The following is a 2,706-nucleotide window of genomic DNA, read 5'->3' on the forward strand; positions in this document are numbered from 1 at the left end:
AGGCCGGCCAGCAGGGCCGCCTGCTGCCAGTTCAGGTCGGACGCGTTGATACCGAAGTACGTTTGCGCCGCATCCTGCACGCCAAAGGCGTTGTTACCGAACGACACCAGGTTCAGGTAGCGGGTCAGGATCTCCGGTTTGGTGAAGGTCTTGTCGAGGGTGAGCGCCATCCGAATCTCGCGCAGTTTGCGCGCCGGCGTGGTCTCGACGGCCGCGCGTTTCTCGGCGTCGGTCTGCGCGATTACCAGCAGCTGATAGTTCTTCACATATTGTTGCTCGATCGTGGAGCCACCCCGGGTGTCGACGTCGCCCGATGCGTAGCCGGCCAGCCCGGTCAGGGTGCCCTTCCAGTCCACGCCGTTGTGCTCGGCAAACCGCTTATCTTCGATCGAAACGATTGCCAGCTTCATAGTGTTGGCAATCTTGTCGCTGGGTACCTCGAAGCGCCGTTGGGAGTACAGCCAAGCGATCGTGTTGCCCTTCGCGTCGACCATGGTGGTCACCGCCGGGACTTCGCCGTCCAACAGTTGAGCCGACGCGTTGCCGACGACTTCGGACGCCCGATTGGATACCAGCCCGATACCGCCGACCACGGGGAACAGCAGGGCCGCGACGACGACGCTGGCCAGAATGCAGCACCCGACGAGCTTCGCGACTGTGATCGCAGTCATGGGGCGCTCCGGCATGGCTACTAGACTAGCGGCGCTCCCACGCAAATTTTTTCGAGTGCCATTCGGATAATTGTTACGCTCGGGTCAACGCTCAGGTTCCTCTCAGTCGCAGCTCAGGGCCATATCAGCCGCTGTTTTGACCCGTTTCAAGGGCACTTTCATGATCGGACTGCACGGTCGTCCCAAAAAAGGGTGTATGAGACTGTTGCGTAATTGATACCTGACCACGTAGCTTATGCACACAGTGAGATACAGGTAACACCGTTGCGCAGAGTGTGGCGCAGGTCGCATCGGCGGTCTGGATCTAACACGGAGCCGCCGCTGCGGTGGCTGGAGCGAAGGGGAATCGCTGGTGTCAGGTATACGGACCGCGGTGCGCAGGACCAGCGCAGCACCGACAACCAACATTCTGTGTGGAGCTGATGCCGAGACGAGGATCGCGTGGGTTTCCAAGGCATTATGCCGGGCCGCCGATCCCGACGAGCTTTTCGTGCGGGGGGCCGCGCAGCGTAAGGCTGCGGTGATTTGCAGGCACTGCCCCGTGATGCTGGAGTGCGGCGCTGACGCGCTGGACAACCGTGTCGAGTTCGGTGTGTGGGGCGGCATGACCGAACGCCAGCGTCGGGCGCTACTCAAGCAACACCCCGAGGTGGTCTCCTGGGCGGAGTTCTTCGCTGCACAGCGCAAGCACCGCAGCGTTGGCTAAGTAGCCGTCCGACTAGCTAGCCGACTGTTCAGCGGGCCCTCAAGCCCGGCCCTCATCGTCGCCGACGGGAACCGATTGGCCGGCTCCTCAGCGGGCCGTCGCCCGGCCCGCATCGTCGCCGACCGCTGTCATCTGGTCGGCGATCGCACGCAGCGCCTCCAGATCGGAAACGTCGAACGGCAGCGACGGCACCCCGACAATGGCGACGTGCGGATTGGCCCCGGTGAACCGCGACAGCAGCCGGATTTCGCGTTTGGAAGTCGCCGCGCGGTCGGCGTGGATCTCCAGGACGGCCCTTGCTAAGTCCTTGGTGTCCGGTGCGCCAGTACCTTCTGACTCGCTCTCGAGCGTCTTGGCGCCGTCAATGGCCCGCTCGACCGGTAATGAACACAACATCGGATGGGTCCGGTTCAGGATGAGCCCGGCCAGCGGCATACGTTCCTCCGAGAGCCGGTCCACGAAGAACGATGCCTCCCGCAGCGCATCCGGCTCGGCGGCCGACACCACCACGAACTGGGTACCGCGGCGCTTCAACAACGCATAGGTACGATCCGCCTTTTCCCGGAAGCCGCCGAAGGTGGCATCCAACGACTGCACGAAACTCGCAGCGTCGGAAAGCATCTGCGAACCCAGGACGGTCGATAGTGCCTTCATCGCCAAGCCGACCGCGCCGGTGACGAGTCGACCGATGCCGCGGCCTGGCCCCAGCAGCAGCCGCCATAACCGGCTATCCATGAAGCTGCCCAACCGTTTCGGGGCATCCAGGAAGTCCAGCGCATTACGCGACGGTGGGGTATCCACCACCACCAGATCCCAGCGGTCCTCACCCAGCAGCTGGCCGAGCTTCTCCATCGCCATGTACTCCTGGGTGCCGGCCAGTGAGGTAGCAACGGTCTGATAAAACTGGTTGTCCAAAATCGCTTGCGCCCGATCGGGTCCCGAATACTGGATCACCATTTCATCGAACGTGCGGCGCATGTCAAGCATCATCGCGAACAGCTGGCCGGGCACTTCCGGTGCCAGCGGCACGCGCTGCGGCGAGTTGCCAAGGTCGCCGACTCCCAATGCCTGTGCTAGCCGCTTGGCCGGATCGATCGTCAAAACCACCACGGTGCGGCCGTATTCGGCTGCGCGCAATGCCATCGCGGCGGCGGTGGTGGTCTTGCCGACCCCGCCCGCGCCGCAGCACACCACCACACGGTTAGAGGTATCGGTCAGAATCGCGGCAATATCTAGTGTCGGCGGTGTGGTACTCATCGAACCCCCTGCTGCGCTAGGGATTCAGAAAGCTCATAGAGGCTACCGAGGTCGACACCGTCGGCAATGGTC

3 protein-coding genes and 1 pseudogene are annotated in these 2,706 nt (G+C 63.1%); 1 reads left to right on the top strand and 3 read right to left on the bottom strand.

Annotated features, from left to right (window positions below; translation table 11 throughout):
* Window positions 1-686, bottom strand: a pseudogene (ponA2, locus tag WAN71_RS03860) (transglycosylase/D,D-transpeptidase PonA2); the annotation flags it as partial.
* A 337-nt stretch (window positions 687-1,023) separates the two neighbouring features.
* Here ponA2 and WAN71_RS03865 point away from each other — a divergent pair.
* Window positions 1,024-1,377, top strand: coding sequence for a WhiB family transcriptional regulator (locus tag WAN71_RS03865; protein WP_422224064.1), 354 nt, complete (start codon window positions 1,024-1,026; stop codon window positions 1,375-1,377).
* 87 nt (window positions 1,378-1,464) lie between these two features.
* Here the strand turns inward: WAN71_RS03865 and WAN71_RS03870 are convergent, their stop codons facing one another.
* Window positions 1,465-2,634, bottom strand: a complete 1,170-nt coding sequence (locus tag WAN71_RS03870) for an ArsA family ATPase (RefSeq protein WP_422224065.1) — start codon at window positions 2,632-2,634, stop codon at window positions 1,465-1,467.
* Window positions 2,631-2,706: hypothetical protein (locus WAN71_RS03875; protein ID WP_422224066.1), on the bottom strand; the 76-nt coding region annotated here is incomplete at its 5' end. The genes WAN71_RS03875 and WAN71_RS03870, both read right to left, overlap by 4 nt.

It is taken from the genome of Mycobacterium sp. (assembly GCF_049280035.1).
Taxonomy (GTDB): domain Bacteria; phylum Actinomycetota; class Actinomycetes; order Mycobacteriales; family Mycobacteriaceae; genus Mycobacterium.